This is a genomic window from Corynebacterium sp. 11A (assembly GCF_008930935.1).
GTDB lineage: Bacteria > Actinomycetota > Actinomycetes > Mycobacteriales > Mycobacteriaceae > Corynebacterium > Corynebacterium megadyptis.
Map to the genome: position 1 here is coordinate 352,903 of NZ_PQMR01000001.1, position 22,612 is coordinate 375,514.

Genomic DNA, 22,612 nt, shown 5'->3' on the forward strand with positions numbered 1-22,612 from the left:
TCACCCAAGGATAGTCACATCCGTGGATAAAAGCAGCTTGCGTAACACCCGAGGTGGGATGTTTTAGCAGAGATGCCGCAGCTTAAACCTGCGCTGTGGCATTTCTCTCGTGACCAGAGTCCGCGCCGGCGGCGCCGAGCGGCGCCGAGCGAGACCTGATCAGAGTCTTAGTAGCGATCACGCACACCGCGCTCACTGTTACTCCGGCGAGCAGAGAGACGAGAAAGCCGGTGATCGGCGTGATGGCGAAAAGTACGAAGATGCCGCCATGTGGGGCGTGGGATGCCACGCCCAGGCCCATGGATAGCGCCCCAGTGACCGCACCGCCAGCCATCATCGAGGGGATCACGCGCAGCGGATCGGCGGCGGCAAAGGGGATCGCCCCTTCGGAGACGAAGCTCAATCCCAGCACCCACGCCGACTTGCCGTTATCTACCTCGGCCGTGCTAAACGCTGAGGCCCGCAGCCAGGTGGCGAGCGAGAGCGCGAGAGGCGGAACCATGCCGGCCGCCATCACCGCAGCCATGATGTGCAGCGAGGCCTCATCGCCGGTGGACAGCCCCGCGGTGGCGAAGAGATACGCCGCTTTGTTCACCGAGCCGCCGAGATCGACGCACATCATCACTCCGAGCACAATGCCGAGCAGCACCGCGTAGGATTCGGACATGCCCGCCAAGCCCTCGCTGAGCCCCGTCATGACCGCCTCGAGGGGACGTGCTAAAAGCAAGAACATCACAAGCCCCACGCTGAGGGTGCTCAGCAAGGGAATGATCACCACCGGCATGAGCGAGCGCAGCACCTGCGGTACCCGCCAGCTGGTGATCCAGGCGCTCACCGCGCCGGCGATAAGGCCGGTAACGAGCCCACCGATGAAGCCGGCCCCGACCGCCACGGAGATCGCGCCGCCGACAAAACCAGGGGCGATACCGGGGCGATCGGCGAGCGCATAGGCGATATAGCCGGAGAGCGCGGCCACGATGAAGCTCATCGCGGCCTGACCGGTGGCGATAAGCACGGCGCCGATATACACCGCGAGCGCGGGCCGGTCGAAGGAGACGGCAGCACCAGTCTGGCTCATAAACTCCGTCGGCGGCAGAGTACTAAGCGAGTACTGGGCGAGGATGCCCTGCCAGTAGCTGGAGGTCTCCACCCCGCCCACCAGATAGCCGAGAGCCAGCAGCAAACCGCCGGCGGCAACGAAGGGGATCATATAGGACACCCCAGTCATCACCGCCTGCTGCATGCGGGTGAGCCAGCCCGCCTGCCCAGCACTGCGCTCGGGGGTGGCGGCGGGAACGGATTCAGCCTCGGTGGGTGCCGCGGGGTTGTCCGCCGCAGCAAGCGCCTCTTCCAGCATCGCGGCGGGTTCGTTGATGGCTCGCTTCACCCCGGATTCGACCACGGGGGTGGAGGCAAAGAGCTGGCTGTCGTGTATGCCCACATCGCTGGCAAAGATCACGGCATCGGCGGCGGCGATCACCGCCGGATCGAGTGGCTCGAGCGAGGAGGATCCCTGGGCCTCTACTTGCAGGTCCACATCCGCACGTTCTGCAGCGGCGACTTTGAGAGCATCGGCGGCCATGTAGGTATGCGCGATCCCGGTGGGGCAGGCGGTCACCGCCACGATCCGGCGGACTCGCGGCTGCGGGGATGCGGTGGCGCTGCGTGGGCGGCCCTGCGTGGCGGCGAGAGCACCAGTGACCGCACGCACCACCTCCTCGGGGGAGGTGGCGTCGCGAAGCGCGGTGCGGAACTCCTGCTGCACCAACGCCCGCGCCAAACGCGAGAGGATGCGCATGTGCTCCGCGCCGCCATCTTCTGGTGCGGCGATGAGGAAGATGAGATCGGCGTCGCCATCGGGGCCGGAGAAATCCACGGGACGGCTCAGCCGCGCGAAGGCCACGGTGGGCGCGGTGACGGCGGCGCTGCGGCAGTGGGGGATAGCGACGCGGCCGGCGACACCGGTGCCGGCGGAGTCCTCGCGGGTGAGGGCAGCGTCAGCCAGCGCCGCGGCGGAACGTGCTCGCCCGGCATCGGCAATGCGCGTGGCCAATGCGGAGATGACCTCTGCGGGCCGAGCCCCCAAGTCGACGTCCACAGAGACCACGGACGCGGCGATGATGGAGTCTGTCATGAAGCGGTGTGTCCTCGCTCTATGGTGCGCTTTATAGCTTGTCGACGTCCACTCGGATGGCTGCGGCATCCGCGGCGCTAGGAATCATCGTGCCAGGCTTGAGGGTCGCTGCGGTGCCATAGGACACCGCTAGCTTCAGGGCATGGCAGGGGCTATCACCGCGGGTGCGGGCCATGGCATAGCCGGCAAGGGTACAGTCGCCGGCCCCCACCGTGGAGACAGGAGTGATCGCCTCGCTCCGGGCCACCCACGAGCCTTCTGCGGTGGTCAGTACCGCACCAGCCGCGCCGAGAGTGGTGATGCAGGTGCTCAATCCGCGGGCGATGAGATGGCTGGCGGCCTCGGCCACCGGTGCGTAGTCGCCCGCGTGGGCGCTGGCCTCGAGGCGGGCGCCAGAGACGCCGACAATCTGCCCCAGTTCCATGCCATTGGGCTTCAACACATCAAGCTGGAGCGATTCCAGCTGCGGTGCGAGGGCGCGCAGCGGGTCATCGGAGGTGTCAATGGCGAGCGGGAGCTGCGGGACGGCGTCGTGAAGCGTGCGGGCGAGCGTGCAATAGAAATCCACGTCCACGCCGCGGGGCAGGGAACCGGCCAGCACCATGTAATCGGCCTCGGCGGCATGCTCGATGAGTGTGGACAAGGCGGCATCCACATCGAGCGGGCTGAGCACCGGGCCCGGGCCGTTGAGCTTGGTGGTCTCCCCAGCGCTATCGGTGATCGTGATATTCGTGCGCACCGTACCCGAGGAGGGAGTGGCCTCGAAGGGGATAGGGGTTTCCTGCATGACCATGAGAAAAGGATCGGTCGCGCGGGCAGGTAAGACGGCGAGGGTATCCTCCCCGGCGAGGGCGCAGGCATGGGCCACATTGATTCCCTTGCCGCCGGCGAAATCGATAGTTTCGCTCAGACGCTGCACAGAGCCCGGGCTGAGCGGCTCCTCGAGCGACAGCGTGCGATCCAGGCTCGGGTTGGGGGTGAACGTGACGATCACGGGTGCACGACCTCAATTCCGTGGGCTTCTAGAGTGTCTCTGTAGTGGCTGTCGACGTTTTCATCGGTGACCACATAGTCCACATCACTCATATCGGCGAAGGTGACCATGTAGTCCTGCCCGAACTTTGACGAGTCACAGAGCGCAATCACTGTGGAGGCATTTTGCACCATCATTCTTTTGATCGCCGCTTCAGAGGGATCGGGGGTAGACAACCCATGTGCCTCGCTGAGGCCGTTGGTACCCATAATGGCGATATCGGCGCGCAAGGCGGAGATGGTGTCCACGGCCTGCTCCCCAATGACCGAACGGGTGAAGGCGCGCATCGTTCCACCCACCAGATTCACCCCAGGCACGCCGGCGGCGGCCAAGGTGATGCCGATGGACAAGGAATTGGTCACAATCGTCCACGACTGCTCACTGTAGCGCTCAGCCATCACGCTGGCGAGGGTATTGGTGGAGGTACCAGCGTCCATGAAGATAGCCGCGGGCCCGTCCGGGATGAGGGTGGCCGCGAGCTCACCGATGGTGCGCTTTTCGCGGGAACGCTCGAGCTCGGCGGCCGCATAGGAGCGCCGCGACTGCTGCCCAGACTGGTGTACCACGGCACCGCCATGGACCCGCTGCAATAATCCAGCATTCTCCAATTGTTTGAGATCCCGACGAATCGTCTCTGGGGTGACATTAAAACGGGTCGCCAGCTCAGCCACCGAGGAGTGGCCCTGCGTGTTCGTCAGCGAGGAAATCTCTCCTCTGCGCTGATGGACAGAAAGCATACGTGTCAGCCCTTAGTGATCGTGTGGGGAGGGGTGGGGCCGTACGGTCGGGACGCGAAGATAGTGGTGGTGTGCTGAACACCACACATGCCGTTGTGTCCGCGCAGACGGTGCAGTCCGGGAAGGGCCACAATGCACAGGTGACGGGCCCTACACCCCTTCTCGGGAGGGGACGTCCTGAGAATGTTGTTCAATCTATCTGTTTACGCCCATTTATGTGGTTTTGTCAAAAGTGTGATGTTGGATTCTGTTCCATTCTTTGCCGCTCGGACATTCTAGGCGTGCTATATTGAGTTCCTAGGCTCCGAACACAATGTTCCTGTCATAGTGACTGGCATCAATCGGTGCGACAGACTATCTAGATATCACCGCCTCGCGGTGCAGTGTGAGCAGCGTGACACTGCTCGTAGCATCCCTCACATAGGATGGACAGCACAGATAGTAACTAAACCATCACACGACGCCCATATTTAGAAAGGTGTCCCCGCCTCATGACTGATACCTCCCAGGCCACCACATACAAGGGAACCGGCGTTGTGCCGGGCGTATGCTACGCCGAGGCTGTGTGGATTCGTCCACGCCCCGCTTTGCCCACCTCGGGTCCCGTTATTGAAGAGGAGCAGCGCGACGCCGAGTTCGAGCGCTTCCAAGCTGCAGCCGCCACCGTGGCGGAACGCCTCGAGAACCGTTCGGCCGATGCGGTCGACCACGCCAAGGAAATTCTCAAAGCCACCGCCGGAATGGTGCGGGACAAGGGCTGGCAGAAGACCGTACGCAAGGCCATCCGCGGCGGCCACCCGGCCGAGTACGCCGTGGTGACTGCCACCAATAAGTTCATCACCATGTTCGAGACCGCCGGCGGAGTGATGGCGGAGCGCGTGACCGACCTGCGCGATATCCGTGACCGCGTGATCGCCGAGCTGCGCGGCGAGCAAGAGCCCGGCCTGCCGGCCGTGAACAAGGAAGTCGTGCTTTTCGCCGATGACCTCTCCCCGGCGGATACCGCGGCTCTCGATACCACCTACTTCACCGCGCTCGTCACCGAGCTGGGTGGTCCCACCAGCCACACCGCTATTCTGGCCCGCCAGCTGGGCGTGCCCTGTATCGTTGCTGCGGGCAAGGGCATCCACGAGGTCGAATCCGGCACCGAGGTGCTCGTCGATGGTGCCATGGGTACCGTCTCCACGCACGCCGATCCGGAGTTCGCTGCCGCCGAGGTACGCAAGTCCCGCGAGATGGCCGAGCGCGTCGCCCGTTGGCGCGGTCCCGCCCAGACCATGGACGGCCACCGCGTGCAGCTCTTGGCCAACGTCCAGGATGGCAACGCCGCCCGTGTGGCCGCCCAAACCCCGGCCGAGGGCATTGGCCTTTTCCGCACCGAGATGTGCTTCTTGTCTGCCACCTCCGAGCCCTCCGTTGAGGAGCAGGCAGAGGTGTATAAGAAGGTGCTGTCGGTGTTCCCCTCCAACAAGGTTGTGGTGCGCTCTCTCGATGCCGGCTCGGATAAGCCGGTGGCCTTCGCCAATATGGCAGAGGAAGAAAACCCCGCCCTTGGTGTGCGTGGTCTCCGTATCGCCCGAGCGAATGAGGCCCTGCTCACGCGCCAGCTCGACGCTATCGCCCTAGCCAGCGAGAGCCTAGGCCGCGACGAAGCCGCCCCCACCTGGGTAATGGCGCCGATGGTGGCCACCGCCCGCGAGGCCAAGTGGTTCGCCGGTCTGTGCCGCGAGCGCAACCTCATCCCCGGCGCCATGATCGAGGTTCCGGCTGCCGCTTTGATGGCGGATAAGCTCATGCCGCATCTGGACTTCGTCTCCATCGGTACCAATGACCTCACGCAGTACACCATGGCCGCCGATCGCATGTCACCGCAGCTGGCCTACCTCACCGATCCGTGGCAGCCCGCCGTGCTGCGCCTGATCGAGCGCACCTGCGAGCAGGGCAAGGAAACGAACACCGCCGTGGGCGTGTGTGGCGAGGCTGCCGCCGATCCGGCACTGGCCTGTGTGCTCACCGGCCTCGGCGTTAACTCGCTCTCTGCCGCCGCCACCGCCATTGCCGGCGTTGGTGCCCAGCTGGCGCATGTCACTCTCGAGGAGTGCCAGCACGCCGCTGCCGTGGCACTGGACTCCGCCGGCGCCACCGAGGCCAAGGGCGCAGTGCGCGAACTGCTTGGCCTCTAAGCTGCCGCAGTCTCTACGCACCGCGCCGGCGACTACCTGATTACCTCTCGTAGTCGCCGGCGCGGCGTTGATGTCTGTGGGGCGCGGAGCGTATCGACGCAGCCCTAAAGAGGGAGTATCTCCACCTGGTCACAGCGGGCGCCATCCTTGGTGGGCATGAACGAATGCAGACTATCGCCCTCGGCTGCGCCGAAGGCGACGGCGAGCCGCAGCTGCTCGTCTAAGGGCGCATCCTCGCACACCCCGAGCTGGAAACCAGCGACTAGGCTATCGCGCCAGGGGATAGACATATAGCCCGGCGTGCCGATGTAGCGCCCGAGCGCGCTCATGGATTCCGTCAGCAGCAGGCTGTGACGGCGATCAATACCAATGAGAAGGGTATGGATGCCGGCATCGAGCAAGGGCTGACAGGTGCGGGCCAGCTCTTGGGCGCTGGACTCCGGTTCGTCACGGAGGCGGGAGCGCAGCTCATCGATGTCGCCGCGGGCCCATGTGGCGATGTCTTCGAGGTGGCACATCACGGAATGCGGAGCAATCGTGCCCACTTGGCGCAGCACGGCCTGCAGCGCCGGCCCCGTCGAGGCGATAGAGACCTTCTTGGTGGGGTGGTAGAGGCACAGGCTGCGCAGCACATCCGAATACCAGCCGTGGGTCGCCACAATGGGCAGCGGGCCGGTAAGCAGCACCGATCCGCGATGCTCGGCCGCGGCGACCGTCTTATCCCGCAGCATCGCCAGCTGGTGGCTATCGAGCGGCATCGGCGGATCCCTGAACTCGGTGGTGGTCAGATCCGACTCGATCACGGCAGAGTGCATGGGAATCGGGCCGGGCACCTCAATAAAGTCATGGGCCAAGCCCATCTCAGTGATCAGGCGCATGTAGTGGCTGATCTGTGGGGCCGGGAAGAGAGCCTGGGCGGACTGGCCCGCTAGATAGAGGGCATAGGCCACATTGGTGCCGGTACCGCCGGCGGTAATGCCTACATCGTTGAAGTGGTTGACCTCGCCGGGAGCAATGGGGGAGGAGATCCGCGCCGCGCGCTGAAGCACGGGGGTGGGGGTGACGCAAAGAATCATTGGGCGCACACCACATGAACGCCGCGTTCGCGCAGATTATCCACGAAGGTCTGCGGTGCGCCCGCATCGGTAATGAGCACATCAATATCGGTGATCGAGGCGAAGCTCACCAAGTAGTCGCTGCCCAGTTTGGTGGAGTCGCACAGCACAACAACCTTGCGGGCGTTGGTGATCATAGCGCGTTTCACCGCGGCCTCTTGGGAGTCCGCAGTGGAGAGGCCGTGATCGAGTGTTAAGGCATTGGTGCCGATGAAGGCTACGTCAGCACGCATCAGCGCGAGAGTCCGCAGTGCGGTATCGCCGACCACAGCTTGGGTGATGGCACGAACGGAGCCGCCGAGGAGCTGCACCTCGTCCAAACCGTTACTGGCGAGGTGCATCGCGTGGGCGAGGCAGTTCGTTACAATCGACCACGCACGGGCATTGGGGTGCTCGGAAATAAGTTCACAGAGGGCGGAAATAGAGGTGCCGGCGTCGAGAAACATCCCGCCCGAGCGCTCGGGGAGAAATTCCATAGCAGCGCGGGCGATGGCGGATTTTGCCCCAGAGGCGGAGCGGGAGCGGGCATCCACACTGAACTCGGTCGTCTGGAAGCTTTGGCTCGCCACCGCACCACCATGCACGCGGTGCACGGTGCCCTCGGAGTCAAGGACGGCGAGATCGCGGCGAATGGTCTCTGCGGTGACACCAAACTTGGTGGCCAATTCCGTGACATTCACGCGGCCTTCGATCGATGTCAGGGAGGCAATTTGTCTCCGGCGTTCTTCGGCGTACATCGGTGTCCACTTCTCCTCAAGTTAGAACAAACGCGTCCGCATACAGCCGCGCTCGCGCCAACAGCTGGGGCAGACCATATACAGATAATCACCCACTGTGCGGGGCACCAACGGCGAGGCTGCGTGTGTGAAAATAAAAGTTCGCGGCGTGCACTATGTGGGTTTGTTATCGAATTATGTAGATCCATTTTCGCACGATCGGGCGAAAAACTAGAAAGAATCGGGCCAAATTCCACACATGGGTGTGGCATTTCTCCGCATTGTGTCCGGCCTCCGCTCCCGTAGGATGCTCCATCGCTAGGCGCGCAGGCGTGTGTGCTGCTGTGATGAGCTGCGGTGACTCTGGTGCTCGGCGTGAGAGCACGGAATGTGATGTCCGATGCTGTTATATTGGCAACAGCGGGCCGCGTGCACAGTAAAAACCCCACGAATGAGGGTAATTCCCTGTTCGTGGGGTGAGAAGTATGTGGCCTCAGGCGCTAGCTAGGCGTGGATTGTGCCCCGTTTCTCGGCGCTCAAGTTGCCACACACTGCCCGTTCTGTGGGAATCGGGCTACTTAGAGCTTGCGCATAACGGATACGACTTTGCCGAGGATCTCTGCCTCATCGCCCTTGATCCAGTCGAACTCCATATTGTGCGGAACCAGCCAGACGCCACTGCGATCCTTGTGGAACTCTTTCACCGTTGCTTCGCCATCGATCATGGCCGCCACAAACTCGCCGATTTCGGCGACGGGCTGGGAGCGGACAACCACCCAGTCGCCATTGAGGATGCCGGCATCTTTCATGGACTCACCAACGACCTGGAGCATAAAGAGCTCACCATCGCCCACAATGTCCTGCGGTAGTGGGTAATAGCTTTCAACGTTTTGCTCGGCGAGGATCGGCGAACCTGCGGCGATGGAACCCACGACCGGAATATAGGTGGTGCTGGACGTGCTTTCCGGAACCTCATCGGCGGGGGAGGGCTTCTGGGTGCGCTTCGGTTTCGGTCCGGGGCGCTTCGCCGACTCCGGCAGGTGGCGCACGTCGACGGCACGCGGCTTATTGGGGTCGCGCCGCAAAAAGCCCTTCTTCTCCAGCTCTTTGAGCTGATAGGCCACGGAGGAGGTGGACTGCAGTCCGGCGGCATCACCAATCTCGCGAATGCTCGGCGGATAGCCGCGGAGAACTACGGCATCCCGAATTACTTCGAGAATGCGCCGCTGGCGCTCGGAGAGGGCGCTGTAGTCAGGTTCGGAGGGGGTGCGGGCCATGAGGTGTCCTTCGAAAGTTGTCTGGCGATGAGCGTGCAGGTGCAGGGTGCGAGTGGAGCCGAGGTGGCCCACCGGGCGATGCGGCCCGAAAGGGTGCGTGGTATTCGAACACGCCCAATCGAACATTTTCTCTTCGAATCATACGGCTGTTCGCCCAGCAGGGCAAGCATCAGTGCGGTGTTCGATTCCACTTGCGCGCTATCGAACACACTGGCTATAGTCGAACATGTGAGTGAAGGATTGTGTCGAACGTCCCGCGCTCTGCCTACAGTGGCCCCCAGTGATGTACTCGCTCAGTGAAAGGACTTCTCATGACTCTCTCCCTCAATCCCGTATCTGCATCTCGAAGCACTCGTGGAGTGGCTTCTTCGCGCTCCCAGCCTTCTCCGGTGGTGGTGTCTCCGGCGGCAACCTGGAGTGGTGTGCAGCGTCGAGAGCTCTCCCTCTCGGCATGCGGTGTTCGAACGCTTTCTCATTCAGATAGAACACCACGGCGATCCTGTGGGGCGGGCGGTGATGCCCACGGGGTGCATACTGCTTCGGTTTCCAGGCTCGCGTGGGATACGTGTGATCGTTCGAATGGCCGCTCCGCGGGTATAGCGAAGAAGGCGCACGGCGCGCCGTGGCGTGGCGTGCTGAAGCAGGCGCTCGTGTCCACCTGTGTGGGCGTGCTCTTGGCTGGTGGCTTCCATGCCGCAATGAGCGCTCAAGATACCCAGCTTTCACACACCCCGCCGAACCTCATTACCCAGAGCGCGAGCATGCGGTAGCACAGCAAGCAGGGGCGACGCCGCGGCGGCCACCCAGCGCGGTGGCTGGTCTCGGCGCTGGGTCGCGCTTCGCTAGACTGTCGTGTCAGATAGCGGTGTGAGGTGAGGTTCTCAGAACCGCTGTGTCGGCGGTGTGTGCCGGCAACTGATCGGATTGGATATTGAGGATTCGCCACCATGCACTGTCCCTTTTGCCAGAATCAGAGCTCGCGCGTGATCGACTCGCGAGTCATTGATGCCGGATCGGCCATTCGCCGTCGCCGCGAATGCTCTGAGTGCGGTGGTCGCTTCACCACCATCGAAAAGGCCATGCTGTTGGTGCTCAAGCGCAATGGCGTCTCCGAGCCCTTTAGCCGCGAGAAGGTGATCACAGGTGTGCGACGCGCCTGCCAAGGCCGCGATGTCTCCGATGATGCACTCAAGCGGCTGGCCCAAGAGGTGGAGGAGACGGTGCGCAGCCACGGCAGCTCACAAGTCAATGCCAATGACATTGGCCTAGCGATTCTCGAGCCTTTGCGCGAGCTCGATGAGGTCGCCTATCTGCGCTTTGCCTCCGTCTACCGCTCCTTTAGTAGCGCCGATGACTTCGAGGCAGAAATCCGCAAGATGCGTCGCGTCGCGAAGAAGTCAGACTCCTTCTAGGATGCGGCCACCACCAGTCCGCAGCCGGCTCGGCCCGCTATTAGCGCAGGCGGGCGATCGCTTTCTCGATGCGCTTTGCCGAGACTGGGCCAGAGGTGCCGAGGCGCTGGGCAAAAAGCGAGACCCGAAACTCTTGAATCATCCATCGAATATCTTTCACCTCGCGGGTGCGGGCGCGATTATCCGGTAGAGAACTGAGCCGTTTCTCTAAGGCGTCCTCCACAGCCTCGATCTCATCGAGCAAGTCGAAATCACGGTCAGGGTCGCGCTCCATATCGTCGAGCCGGATCCGCATCGCGGCCAGATAGCGGGGGAGGTGGCGGAGATGTTCGATACCGTGTTTGGCCACTGCTCCCTGCGGCAGCAGAAACTCCAGCTGCTGTTTCATGTCCGCAATGGCGTCGCCTGTCCACTGCTCGAGCTCGCTCGCCAGATAGGAATAGTCCACTAGGCCCGGAGCGAGTGCCACGATGATGGAACGCACTCGGCCGGGCACCTCGGGGCTCACAGCGGTGCTGAGGGTCTCGAACTCTTCTGGGGTGCGTACCGGCCCGCCGTGGGCGAGCATGAGGTCGCGAATCGCGGTTACCCGCGCATCCTCAATCAAGCCCGCAGCCTTGCCGTGCGGGTAGTTCTCCACGGCCACGCGCTGCTTGAGCGGCAAACCATTGAGCATCTGGCGCTGATTCACGGATATGGAGCGCATCAGCAGAGTCAATTGCGCCGTGAGCATCGCCGCATCGGCGGCCTCCTTGGTGGGCATAGCCTCCACCACCAAGCCGCCATCTTTGATGACCAGCGCCGGGTAGGTGGTAAAGCTCTGCCCATCCACCTGGGTGTCGTGGGTTTCCGCGATCTCACCAATCGAATTCTTATCCCAGCTGTGCACGGGAGCGGCAGCGCGGGAGTGGGCGCGCTTGCGCACCGAGGACTGAATCCGGCCGGCCTGGCGCTTCTTCAACGCCTCCAGATCCTTATCGTGATCCACCACTTTTCCCCGCTTATCAATGGCGGCGAAGGTCATCCGCAGGTGCGGGTCTAGCTTCTCGAAGGAGAAATCACCGGGATTAATCCCAGTGGCCCCGAGCTTGTTCAGCCCCTCGGCCAGCTGCTGGGTCACGGTAGAGGTATAGGGCACCAAGCTCGGCAGCACCCGTTCGGCGAAGGTGGGTGCCGGGACAACACTGCGGCGTAGATGCTTCGGCAAGCTGCGCAACAGCTCGGTAAGGAGCTCGGAGCGCAGACCAGGTACCAGCCAGGCGAATTCGGCAGCCTCCACGCCGGCGAGCACGGGGATGGGGATACGCACGGTCACGCCGTCGAACTCGGAGCCCGGCTCGAACTCGTAGCTGAGGTCGAACACCAGCGAGCCCTGCTGCCATTTATCGGGGAAGGCCTCCTCGGCCACATCCTCGGCGTCAGGGTTCACCAGCTTCCCCGGATCGAAGTCCAAATAGTCGGCGGCGGCCCGCCGTTTGCGCTTCCACCAGCCATCAAAGCTCGGGCCCGTGGTCACATCCTCGGGCAGTCGCTCATCATAGAAGCGGAAGAGAGTGTCTTCGTCCACCACGATGTCACGGCGGCGGGCCTTGGCCTCGAGGTGGGAGGCCTCGTCGAGCTTGGCGGCATTCGAGTGGAAGAACTCGTGGTGGGTGTTCCAATCGCCCTCGATCAGGGCGTGGCGGATAAACATATCCCGCGCCGCGGCCCGATCAACCGTGTGATAGGCCGTCAACCGATCAACCACCACGGGCACGCCCCACAGCGTGGAGCGCTGATAGACCATCGCGGCGGCCCGCTTCGAGGACCAATGCGGCTCGGAATACTGATGGCGCAGGAGATCTTTGGCTAGCTTTTCCACCCAGCGCGGATCAATCTCGGACACGGTGCGCCCCCAGAGGCGGGAGGTCTCCACCAGCTCGGCGGCCATCACATAGGCCGGCTGCTTTTTCGCTACATGTGAGCCGGGGAAAATCCTAAAGCGGGTGGTGCGGGTGCCCAGATACTCCTTGGTTTTTTCCTCGCGCACACCGATATGAGAGAGCAAACCGGCGAGCATGCTCATGTGAATACCCGTGACATCGCGATGCTCTGTGTCCTGATTCCGGGCGATCACCTCCTCGGGCGTGGCCTCGGGCTCGGTGGGGGCGTCGTGGCGCTTCCAGCCCAGCTGGCGGGCCACCTGCTCCAGCTGGCGCACCAGATCCCACCACTCGCGGATACGCATATAGTGCAGATACTCGCTCTGCATTTTCTTGCGGAACTTATTGCCCGAGAGTTCCGCCCGCGAGGCTTGGATGTAGTCCCACAGGTTGAGCAGGCTCAGAAAATCGCTGCTGGTTTTCTTGAAGCGGGCGTGGGCCTGATCGGCTTGGGCCTGCTTTTCGAGGGGGCGTTCCCGCACATCCTGAATAGTCAGGGCTGCCGTGAGCACCATGACATCGCGGGCGACTCCGCGCTCATTGCCCGCAATGAGCATACGCGCCAAACGGGGATCCAACGGGATACGCGCCAGCTGTCGGCCGATCGGGGTGAGGATCGGGTTGCCCTCCTTTTCCCCCTGCTCCAGCGCCCCGAGCTCGTGCAGCAGCATCAAACCATCGCGAATCGCCTTGTACTCCGGTGCTTGCACGAAGGGAAACTCCGTGATCGCGCCCAGCCTTAACGACGCCATCTGCAAGATGACGCTGGCGAGGTTGGTGCGCAATATCTCCGGGTCAGTGAACTCGGGGCGGGAGAGGAAATTCTGCTCCGAGTAGAGGCGAATCGCAATACCTTCAGCCACACGGCCACAGCGGCCAGAACGTTGGCGGGCGCTCGCCTGGGAGATCTCCTCGATGGGAAGCCGCTGCACCTTGGTGCGGGTGGAATAGCGAGAAATACGAGCCGTGCCGGTATCGATCACATAGTGAATACCGGGCACGGTCAGGGAGGTCTCGGCGATGTTGGTGGCAAGAACGATGCGTCGTCCCGCATGCGGGGAGAAGACGCGATGCTGCTCGGCATTCGATAGCCGGCCGAAGAGGGGAGTGACCTCTACGCCGCGATAGCGCTTGGCCTCGATGGCCTCCATGGCGTCGCGAATATCGCGCTCGGAGGGGAAGAAGCACAGGATATCGCCCGGCCCCTCCTGCATTAATTCCTCAATCGCCTCGAGCAGCCCATCGAGGGGATCAATATCAATGGTTTTCTCCCCTTGGGTGATCTCCAAGGGGCGGTAGCGAATCTCCACCGGGTAGGTGCGCCCCGAGACCTCAATGATGGGTGCCGGGGTGGATTCGCTGCCAAAGTGCGTGGCGAAACGCTCGGGGTCGATCGTGGCGGAGGTGATGATCACCTTCAAATCGGGGCGCTTCGGGAGCAGGCGTTTGAGATAGCCGAGAAGAAAATCGATATTCAGCGAGCGCTCATGGGCCTCATCGATGATGATCGTGTCATAGGCGTTGAGATAACGATCGCGCTGCATCTCGGCCAGCAGGATACCGTCGGTCATCAGCTTGACCGCAGTGGTCTCCGAGACGCGATCATCGAAACGAATGGCATAGCCTACCGAGTCGCCGATCTGCTGATCGAGCTCGGAGGCGATGCGCTCAGCCACGGTGCGGGCGGCCAAACGGCGGGGCTGGGTGTGGCCGATCAGTCCGCGCCGACCCCGGCCGAGCTCGAGACACATCTTCGGGATCTGGGTGGTTTTACCCGAGCCCGTTTCACCCGCGATGATCACCACCTGGTGATCGCGGATGGCCTCCTTGATGTCCTCGCGCCGGGCAGAGACGGGCAGGCTCTCGGGATAGCTCAGCGTTGGTACCCGCTCGTCGATGGCAAGCACAGAAAGCTCAGCGGAGTCGATATCGGCGGCAATCGCGTTCAACGCTCGTGGGGAGCGGGCCTTGCGCAGTCGCCGCCGGAAAGAGCGCTCGGCGGCAAGCGATACGTTCTCAAGCCGCGCGAGCAGGTCCTTCTTACTCGGTGCGGAAGACGATGCTGCAGGGGATCCGTGTTCAGAGCGAGGCATAAGAACTTAGATTCTAGCCACTAGCAGTATCCAAGGGCGAGTAGCCCGCACCCTGTGATCGTCTTAGGCGCTGGGCGAGTCCTCGCGGCGATCCTCGGCGGTGGCGCTGATCGTGGCCTGGTAGGCGCGGGTGATCTCCTTGCCGAGCGCGGCGAAGTCCTCGCTGCGGAAGGAGGAGGCCCGATAGACCAAGCGCATGGTGCGCTGGGCTGTCACCGAGGGGGCGAAGTGGGCGATGGCCACGCCTTGCCGGCTGCCCTCGGCTTTCAGGGCGGAGGCGGGGATGAGAGTCGAGCCGAAGCCGGCGCCCACGCACTGCAGCACCGTGGTGAGGCTGGTGGCGCGGGTGAAGGTGGAGGATTGATCTTCTGGGTCAGTCTTGGCCACGCGGCAGAGATCAATGATCTGATCGCGCAAGCAGTGGCCGTCGTCAAGCAAGAGCAGTTGGAGTTGCTTTAACGACGACAGCGTGACGTCAGTGCGGCCGGCCAGTGGATCTTTGTCGTTGACGGCGATAACGAAGTTCTCGTCGTAGAGGGAATAGCTCTCGAGACCGCTGCGGCTTACGGGGGTGGCCAGTAGGGCGCAGTCGATTTGGCCATCACGGAGCATGGTCTCAAGATAGTGGGTTTGATCTTCGACGATGCGCGGTTCCAGCTCGGGATAGTCCTGATAGAGCAAGGTGAGCAGCTCAGGCAAGAGATAGGGCGCGGCGGTGGGAATAATGCCAATCGTTAAGGGGCCTTGGAGTGGTCCATCGGCGCCGCGTGCTTGGGAGAGGAAGGAATTGGCCTGCTCCAGGGTGGCCTTGGCGAAGGGGAGCAGTTTCGCGCCTATCGGGGTGACGATGACCTTACGGGTGGAGCGTTCGATCAGCTGTACTCCGAGCCCGGATTCGAGGGCGGCGAGCGCCTGGGAGAGCGAAGGCTGAGAGATGTTGAGTTTGGCGGCGGCGATGCCGAAGTGCCGTTTTTCCGCGATGGTGACGAAGGTGCGCAGCTGCGCAAGAGTCGGGCGGTAGTCTTTATTGTTCATACTTATTACTCTATAACAAGACAAAAAGTTTTACCTCTTGACGTCAGCGGAATATGTGGCATACTTATGGCAGCAACGCAGATGGCGGGGCAGGAGCTTATAAGCCCACTGCATCCCGTGAGGATGAGCTGCTTTTCCCAGAAATGGGAGGCCTAAAAGCCCAGATTGCGGCTCTTTCGCCACGATGCGGCAGCGACCACAGCCAGACAGAGGTGAGATGCCTCACGTTATGGTGCACAGTCGCCCGCCGCGCCCATCGGTGTTGCACACTAAGCCCGCGGACAGTTGTTGTCTGCACTGCGGACATCAGCACAGCTGTCTGCACCGCTTGTACATTGCTACATCGCATCAGCGATATTTGGAGGAAAACACATGGCTATCATGACCGTTGGAGAAAAGTTCCCTGAGTTCGAGCTCACTGCTCTTAAGGGCGGCGACCTGCACGAGGCCAACGCCACCTCTCCCGAGGATTATTTCGAGACTGTCTCCCTCGACAAGTACGAGGGTCAGTGGAAGGTTGTGTTCTTCTACCCCAAGGACTTCACCTTCGTGTGCCCGACCGAGATCGCTGCCTTCGGCAAGCTGAACGAGGAGTTCCTGGATCGCGACACCCAGGTGCTCGGCGGCTCCACCGATAACGAGTTCGCTCACTTCAACTGGCGTGCCACCCACCCGGAGCTCAAGGGCGTTCCTTTCCCGATGTTCTCCGACGTCAAGCACGAGCTTATCCGCACCCTCGGTGTGGAGAACGCCGACGGTGTTGCTGACCGCGCCACCTTCATCATCGATCCCGATGGCGTGATCCAGTTCGTGTCCGTGACCCCGGACGCTGTGGGCCGTAACGTCGACGAGGTGCTGCGCGCCCTCGACGCTCTCCAGTCCGAAGAGGTCTGCGCCTGCAACTGGGAAGCTAATGACCCCACCAAGAACATCAACAAGATGGACGTGCTCCAGGAAGGTCTGAAGTAATAGATGTCGATTGATAACCTGCGTTCGTCCCTGCCCGATTACGCCAAGGACGTCAAGCTCAACCTGGGTTCCTTGACCCGCACCTCTGAGCTCAACGAGCAGCAGCTGTGGGGCGCCCTCGTGGCCTCCGCCGCCGCTACCCGCAACGAGACCGTGTTCTCCGAGATCGCCGACGAGGCCAAGGAGCACCTCTCCGAGGAGGCTTTCGACGCCGCCTTGGGTTCCGCCACCATCATGGCGATGAACAACGTTGCCTACCGCGCCAAGGGCTGGCTGGGCGATGACTACGCCAAGGTGAAGTTCGGTCTGCGCATGAACATCATCGCCAAGCCGGGCATCGATAAGGCCGACTTCGAGCTGTACTCCCTCGCCGTGTCCACCATCAACGGCTGCGAGCACTGCTCGGTTGCCCACGATAAGACCGTGCGCGAAGAGGGGCTCACCAAGGAGCAGGTGTGGGAGGCCGTGAAGGTCGCCGCCACCGTCCAGGCTGTTGCCCAAGCTGTAGAGATTGAGGCTGCTCGCTAAGAGCCGAGTCTCGCACCTAGACGACGCCCATCAACATCGATGGAGCGTCGTCTTTTGTGTGTCTACACACGACACCGCGCTGCCCAGTACCGATCCTGGTCATAGGCAGCGCGGTGATGTCTCAGGTGGGTGCTGCCTAGTGATAATCGAGCTGCAGGGCGCTGAGCTGCACCTCGCCGGCTGCATCCGAGGCATCGAGATCCACGACGCCCTGGAGCGCGAAGGAGTTATCGCCCTCGGGGTCTTTGAATATTTGCCGTACCGACCAGCTGCGCCCATTCTGAGTGAGGTGGAAGTATTCGGGGCCGCGCGCCTCAGGTCCCACATCCATGTCCGCGTATTCGTCGAAATAGGCGTCCATGGCAGCGGGGAAGTCTGGGGCATCGTCGAGATAGGCCACCATCTGCGCGAGGGCGTCCTCCTCCTCATAGGCGAAGAGCTGGGTGAGGCGGAAGAAGTAGTTGCGCACCATGATGGTGAAGGCGCGGCGATTGGCGCTGAGCGCGCTCGGATCCTCCACCCCAAAGGCCACCTGCTGATCCACGGTGTCCTGATCGATGGGCTGGTCGGGATCGGCCATATGCGCCCACTCATCCAAGAGCGAGGAATCGACCTGGCGCACCAGCTCGCCCAGCCACACAATGATGTCGTCGACCTGCTCGTTGCGATACTCCGGCGGCACCGAGTGCTCGAGGGTGCGCCACGCATCGGTGAGATACCGCAATACCACCCCCTCCGAGCGGGCCAGCTGATAGGTGGAGACGAGATCGGAGAAGGTCATGGCCTTTTCGATCATTTCCCGCACCACTGATTTCGGCTTTAACTCAAACTCTTTCACCCAGGGCTGGGTTTCGGCATAGGTGTCGTAGGTCTGCTCCAGCAGCTCCTTCAGCGGCTGCGGATAGGTGATCTCCTCGATCATCGCCATGCGATCGTGATAGTCGTAGCCCTCCGCTTTGAGCGCCTGAATTTCCGCCCCTCGCGCGGCGCGTTCCTGGCCGACCAGCAGCTGTCGGGGATTTTCCAGAATCGCCTCAAATACCGAGATCACATCGAGCGCGAAGGTCTCCGACTCTGGGTCCAATACTTCGAGTGCGGCGATGGCAAAGGGCGCCAGTGGCTGGTTGAGGGCAAAGTCTCGCTGCAGCTCGGCGGTGAGCTGATAGCGCTCCTCATGCGGGTCACTCCCAGCATGCTTATCGACGATACCTGTCGCCACCAAGCCCTTAATCAAGTCGATAGAAGTGAGTAGCTCGGTGTTCTGTTTAGCGCGCGGGTCGTGGGTGCGCCGGATCAGCTCCGTGATGTGGTGGAGCCCATCGCCCTCGCGGGCGAGCAGGTTGAGTAGCATGGAGTGCGACACCCTAAATTGGGATTGCATGTTCTCTGGCTCGGCGTCGATAAGCCGCTCATAGGTGGTATCCGTCCACGTCACCTCGCCCTTCGGGGCGGCCTTTTTGCGGAGCTTCTTCAGCTTCGCCTCATCCTGGCCGGCGCGCTTGCGCAGCTTATAGTTTTCGATCTCATGCTCCGGCGCTTCAATAACCACGGTGCCCACCGTGTCGAAGCCGGCCCGGCCTGCGCGCCCGGCGATCTGGTGGAACTCCCGCGATTTCACGAGGCGTTGGCGTTGGCCGTCGAATTTCACTAGCCCCGTCATCAATACAGTGCGAATGGGCACGTTGATACCCACACCCAGGGTGTCGGTGCCACAAATGACCTTCAATAGTCCGGTCTGGGAGAGGCGTTCGACGAGGCGGCGATACTTCGGCAGCATGCCGGCATGGTGGATGCCGATGCCCTTGCGCAGTAGCGAGGACAAGGTGGTGCCGAAACGAGTAGAGAAGCGGAAGGAGCCGATCTCCTCGGCGATCTTCTTCTTTTCCTCATCGTTAATAACCTTCAGCGAGGTCAGCGCCTGGGCGCGCTCGGTGGCCTCGCGTTGGGTGAAGTGCACCACATAGATGGGGGCTTTGTCCTGCGAGATCAGCTTCTCGATGGTCTCGTGCACCGGGGTATAAACATAGGAAAACTCCAGCGGAACGGGTCGAGTCGCCCCCGCGACCAAGGTGGTATCTCGCCCCGTGCGCTCGCTGAGGTCCTTTTCTAGGTGCGTGGTATCGCCCAGGGTGGCGGACATCAACAGGAACTGCGCTTTGGGCAGCTCGAGCAGTGGCACTTGCCACGCCCAGCCGCGTTGGGGATCGGAGTAGTAGTGGAACTCGTCCATGATCACCTGGTCGATGGCGGCATCCTTGCCATCGCGGAGGGCAATATTGGCCACGATCTCCGCGGTCGCGCAGATGATGGGGGCCGAGCCATTGACGGTGGCATCGCCGGTCATCATCCCCACCTGCTCGGGGCCGAAAATATCGCAGAGGGCGAAGAACTTCTCGCTCACCAGCGCCTTGATGGGGGCGGTGTAGTAGGAACGCTGGCCGCGCGCCATCGCGATGAAGGCCGCGGCAATCGCCACCATGGACTTACCCGAGCCCGTGGGGGTGGCGAGAATAACATTATCGCCAGCGAGAATCCCCAGTGACGCTTCCTCTTGGGCGGGGTAGAGGCTCATCCCGCTATCGTCTACCCAGCGCAGATAGGAATCGAATACTGATTCATCGAGCAGCGACTCGGGTACTTCGGCGAGATCCGGCAGGAACTGAGTTAGCGTCGTTTTCACACTTACTCAGACTACCTAGCCCCGCTGCCGCGGCGCGGGAGGCCCCTCGCAGCCGCGTGAGGAGCAGCCGCAGCGGGGCGTGCGCCCGCTTAGTGGGAATTGCCCTCGCCGCCGTCGGCGTCTTCGCTGGCATCCTCCGCAGCGGAGTCCTTCTCACCCGCCTGATGCTCCTCCTGCTGGGGCTGATCCTGCTGGGGCTCGGCGTGATACATACTGTGCTCCTCGCCACCGAGACGCTCCAGCATGGCCTGCCAGCGGGTGCGGGGCTGGCCATCCTCGGCGGCGTCTGACGCAGGCTCCTCGCCGTCGGCGGCAGCTGAGGTCTCGCTGGCAACGGAGGCAAGAAACTCCTCAAACTCCGCGCCCAGCTCCTCGGAGGAGGGGATCTCCACGTTGCGGGGGATAAGCGCTTGGGGATTGGCTTCGCGGAAGCGCGCCAGCTGCTCGTCGTACTGCTCCTCCAGGGAGGAGACCACCTGCTGAATCTCCTGCGAGTTAAAAGTCTGCTCCGCCAAATCGCGCTTGACCCGCTCGGCATCGGCCTGCAAGGACTTCAGCGGCAGCACCAGCTCGCCGACATCACCAATGGCGTGCAAGAGGCTCAACGCCGCCTCTGGGTACTCCGAGGCGGAGACATAGTGCGGCACATGTGCGGTATAGCCGGCAACATTACGGCCCCGCTTATTAAGCAGCCGCTCGATATGCAGCGCCGCCGCGCCGGGCACGATGATCTGAGAATCCATGGTGTAGAGCGGCTGAACCAGCTGCGGATCATTGCCGTGCGCCGAGACGATCAGCGGGCGGGTATGCGGCACTGACATAGGGGCCGCGTAGAGCGCAATAGTTTGTTCGACATTATAGCGCTCCACCAGATCGGCCACAGCCTTGCTAAACGCCTGCCAGCGCAGATCCGGCTCCGGGCCGGAGAGCAGCAGGAAGGAGCGCCCGTTAGTATCGCGCACCACATTGAGCGTGAGCTTGAGATCGTCGATCTCGACTACGCGCTGCTGATCGATCGCCACCGGCGGGCGGCGGGAGCGATAGTCAATGAGTTCATCGTTGTTAAACGAAGCAATGAGGCGGTGATCCAATGCGGAGAGCAAATGCCGCGATACCATCTCCACGGCGCGGCCGGCATCGGCGTAGCCCTCCAAAGCAATCAACATCGTTAGCCCCGGAGTGCTATTGCCCTCGCTGTCTCGCTCGGCGGAAGAAGACAGCTCTGGAGAAGGGTACTCCAGTTCGTACATCGAGAAATCGTCTCGTGCCATCGTGCCTCCTTAAGGTCATAGAGCGGGCGGAACACACCTGCCGGCGCGCTAGTTACGCCTGTGTTATTAGCTTAGTGTCTGTGTCTCTCCCGCATCGGCGTCCAGCACCGTGCGGATGCTGGCCTGATGTGAGCAACAACGCCACAGACGCCCCTGCTATTCCCAGTGCGGGCCAACGCAGTGTGGTTCTGTGGCGCTATTTTCGCATACCGCATAGCCGGATAACCATAGCGCATCTCTCCCCACTGGCAGGGCTGTCGCTCAGCGGAAGGCTGTGGATAACTCGGCCCCATCCACAACGCGGCGCCGAAAAACGTGCACTGGGCCGTGCTGACCGCGATCCTCGGCAACGATACCTGCCATGAGCACACAGCATTTCACTCCCGGTTCCTTTCTCGCCTCCATCCCCGCCACCCTCGGCTTCTTCCCGCACGACTCCTTAGTACTGGCCGGCTTCCATGTCAGCGCCCCGCAGCCCGGCCAGACGACAGCTACGGTCACCTCCGGTCCCATCGCGCGCTTAAGCCTCAGCGATCTCGAGCGTATCGACGCCATCTCTGAGACCCTCGGCGCCCTCGATAGTGATTTCTTCCTCGGTTTCATCGTCCGCCAAGGCTCCAGCCAGGAGATCGCGCAGCGGGTGGACGAGCACTGCCGCGACGCTCAGATCCCGCTCGGGGCAGTATGGTCCACCTATGAGATAGCCGCGGGCGAGCAGGTGCGGTTGGAGTTCGTCTCCGATTCTGTCGCAGTGATCTCCTCCTGGAAGCGCCACCTGCGCGATGATGTGATCCCACCGCTGGAGCGCACTTCATCGATGCGGGAACTCATCGCCCGCGGCGAAGAGCTCCCCGAGCTGGATCGCGAGAGCTTCCTCGAGCAATTCCGGCGAGATACCGAGACCATCTCCGAGGAGCAGTCCCGCCTTTGGTCCTGGGCATTGGAGAACAAAGTGATGGATCTCTACGACAGCGCGGAGAAAGACAGCGCCCCCTATGCGCTCGTGGAAGACTTCTTCGCCTCGCTCGATCGCTTGCCAGCCGAGACCACGGTGGAGGAGATCAAAGAGGATCTCGCCTTCCTCGAGTTGCTGGGATCCTGTCTCGCCGATCGCACCCTGCGGGATATGGCCATCGTCGCGGTAGGCAACACCACCTCCATGGTGCTCTACCGCGCCCTCCAAGCGGCCGTGCACGTTTTTTCTGGCTCGATTCGGGCCAATGCACTCAGCCTGCTCGCCCTCGAAGCAGCGGCCCGGCAGTGGATGACAGTGGTGCCCGCCGCATTGAGCTGTGCACAAGAAGAAGAGCAGGGACACACCCTAGCCCAACTACTCTTTAACGCCTATATGCATGGGCTCATCACAGACTCGGTGACCGCCTGCACCGAGGCCGCCGAGCAGCTGTGCTCCAGCGTCGGCATTCACCGCGCCCGATGCAGCTAGCCGCAGAGGCAATACCCCAAGCTGGCTCGAACCGAGGCGGTCGAGTAGTGCCCCGACAGCGCG

The 22,612-nt window shown here is 62.4% G+C and carries 15 protein-coding genes; 5 read left to right on the top strand and 10 right to left on the bottom strand.

Going from position 1 to position 22,612, the window contains the following annotated elements; all coding sequences use genetic code 11:
- Positions 1 to 82: 82 nt before the first annotated feature.
- The 3 genes from GBB18_RS01495 to GBB18_RS01505 are packed head-to-tail and all read right to left on the bottom strand — an operon-like array spanning position 83 to position 3,904.
- On the bottom strand, positions 83 to 2,134 hold the full coding sequence (locus GBB18_RS01495; protein WP_151640510.1) for a fructose-specific PTS transporter subunit EIIC: 2,052 nt from the start codon (positions 2,132 to 2,134) through the stop codon (positions 83 to 85).
- A 31-nt stretch (positions 2,135 to 2,165) separates the two neighbouring features.
- On the bottom strand, positions 2,166 to 3,128 hold the full coding sequence (locus GBB18_RS01500) for a 1-phosphofructokinase family hexose kinase (protein ID WP_151548729.1): 963 nt from the start codon (positions 3,126 to 3,128) through the stop codon (positions 2,166 to 2,168).
- On the bottom strand, positions 3,125 to 3,904 hold the full coding sequence (locus GBB18_RS01505; RefSeq protein ID WP_151548728.1) for a DeoR/GlpR family DNA-binding transcription regulator: 780 nt from the start codon (positions 3,902 to 3,904) through the stop codon (positions 3,125 to 3,127). Before GBB18_RS01505 ends, GBB18_RS01500 begins: the two co-directional genes overlap by 4 nt.
- Positions 3,905 to 4,395: 491 nt before the next feature.
- On the opposite strand from GBB18_RS01505, the gene ptsP reads away from it, so the two are divergent.
- A complete protein-coding gene (gene ptsP / locus GBB18_RS01510; RefSeq protein ID WP_151640511.1) occupies positions 4,396 to 6,087 on the top strand; it encodes a phosphoenolpyruvate--protein phosphotransferase in 1,692 nt (563 codons plus the stop codon).
- A gap of 104 nt (positions 6,088 to 6,191) precedes the next feature.
- Here the strand turns inward: ptsP and GBB18_RS01515 are convergent, their stop codons facing one another.
- The 3 genes from GBB18_RS01515 to lexA form a co-directional block, all read right to left on the bottom strand.
- Complete coding sequence (locus GBB18_RS01515) at positions 6,192 to 7,163, bottom strand: 1-phosphofructokinase family hexose kinase (RefSeq protein ID WP_151640512.1); 972 nt, start codon at positions 7,161 to 7,163, stop codon at positions 6,192 to 6,194.
- Positions 7,160 to 7,939 carry a DeoR/GlpR family DNA-binding transcription regulator gene (locus tag GBB18_RS01520; RefSeq protein ID WP_151640513.1) on the bottom strand — a complete coding sequence of 260 codons (780 nt, stop codon included), beginning with the start codon at positions 7,937 to 7,939 and terminating at the stop codon, positions 7,160 to 7,162. Before GBB18_RS01520 ends, GBB18_RS01515 begins: the two co-directional genes overlap by 4 nt.
- Positions 7,940 to 8,496: 557 nt before the next feature.
- Positions 8,497 to 9,195, bottom strand: coding sequence for a transcriptional repressor LexA (gene lexA / locus GBB18_RS01525; RefSeq protein WP_151548724.1), 699 nt, complete (start codon positions 9,193 to 9,195; stop codon positions 8,497 to 8,499).
- A gap of 947 nt (positions 9,196 to 10,142) precedes the next feature.
- On the opposite strand from lexA, the gene nrdR reads away from it, so the two are divergent.
- Entirely contained in the window at positions 10,143 to 10,607 is a 465-nt protein-coding gene (gene nrdR, locus GBB18_RS01530; protein ID WP_151548723.1) for a transcriptional regulator NrdR, read from the top strand.
- Between the two features lie 40 nt (positions 10,608 to 10,647).
- Here the strand turns inward: nrdR and hrpA are convergent, their stop codons facing one another.
- Both hrpA and GBB18_RS01540 read right to left on the bottom strand, forming a co-directional pair.
- Positions 10,648 to 14,622, bottom strand: coding sequence for an ATP-dependent RNA helicase HrpA (gene hrpA / locus GBB18_RS01535; RefSeq protein ID WP_151640514.1), 3,975 nt, complete (start codon positions 14,620 to 14,622; stop codon positions 10,648 to 10,650).
- Positions 14,623 to 14,685: 63 nt separating this feature from the next.
- Complete coding sequence (locus tag GBB18_RS01540) at positions 14,686 to 15,657, bottom strand: LysR substrate-binding domain-containing protein (RefSeq protein ID WP_151548721.1); 972 nt, start codon at positions 15,655 to 15,657, stop codon at positions 14,686 to 14,688.
- Between the two features lie 372 nt (positions 15,658 to 16,029).
- Between GBB18_RS01540 and GBB18_RS01545 the strand changes: the two genes are divergently transcribed.
- Positions 16,030 to 16,626, top strand: a complete 597-nt coding sequence (locus GBB18_RS01545) for a peroxiredoxin (RefSeq protein WP_151548720.1) — start codon at positions 16,030 to 16,032, stop codon at positions 16,624 to 16,626.
- A gap of 3 nt (positions 16,627 to 16,629) precedes the next feature.
- Positions 16,630 to 17,154 carry a carboxymuconolactone decarboxylase family protein gene (locus GBB18_RS01550; protein ID WP_151528613.1) on the top strand — a complete coding sequence of 175 codons (525 nt, stop codon included), beginning with the start codon at positions 16,630 to 16,632 and terminating at the stop codon, positions 17,152 to 17,154.
- Positions 17,155 to 17,290: 136 nt separating this feature from the next.
- Here GBB18_RS01550 and GBB18_RS01555 read toward each other — a convergent pair whose 3' ends face one another.
- The gene (locus tag GBB18_RS01555; protein ID WP_151640515.1) at positions 17,291 to 19,834 is read right to left on the bottom strand and encodes an RNA helicase; all 2,544 of its coding nucleotides are present in this window, start codon (positions 19,832 to 19,834) and stop codon (positions 17,291 to 17,293) included.
- Between the two features lie 89 nt (positions 19,835 to 19,923).
- Positions 19,924 to 21,105 (bottom strand): PAC2 family protein, encoded by a 1,182-nt coding sequence (locus GBB18_RS01560; RefSeq protein ID WP_151640516.1) that lies wholly within the window; start codon positions 21,103 to 21,105, stop codon positions 19,924 to 19,926.
- A gap of 361 nt (positions 21,106 to 21,466) precedes the next feature.
- Here GBB18_RS01560 and GBB18_RS01565 point away from each other — a divergent pair, with 361 nt between their 5' ends.
- Positions 21,467 to 22,549, top strand: a complete 1,083-nt coding sequence (locus GBB18_RS01565; RefSeq protein ID WP_151640517.1) for a DUF4192 family protein — start codon at positions 21,467 to 21,469, stop codon at positions 22,547 to 22,549.
- Positions 22,550 to 22,612: the final 63 nt, after the last annotated feature.